Below are 261 nucleotides of genomic sequence, written 5' to 3'. Positions count from 1 at the left end.
ATGCTGTTACGCAATACCTGTGGAGGAAATGCGAATGTTGAAAAAGATGTTTCTGACTTCGGGCCACCTCACGCTGTTGACGCATCTACGCTCCAAGCTTCTGGAGAAAGGAGAAAACAGCGACTACTCGGAATTCATGTGCAATATCCTGAAGGGCCTCACGCTTCCGGAAACTGAACTCGAATACCTTCGTGATGAAGCCGTGGAATTGGTGTATCTCATTGAAGGTGATATCCGGGCGTCAACGCAGCTCTCCTGTAG

General features: G+C 49.0%; 1 protein-coding gene. It reads left to right on the top strand.

What is annotated here, in order from left to right; all coding sequences use genetic code 11:
- Positions 1-34: 34 nt before the first annotated feature.
- Positions 35-261, top strand: a 227-nt coding sequence (locus AC1RPK_RS07755) for a hypothetical protein (RefSeq protein ID WP_481769356.1), incomplete at its 3' end; no start/stop codon positions are given.

Source organism: Dellaglioa sp. CoH-55-MRSF-6, assembly GCF_056782215.1.
Note: the sequence above shows the minus strand (reverse complement) of the source record. Positions and strands in the feature narration are given on the sequence as shown.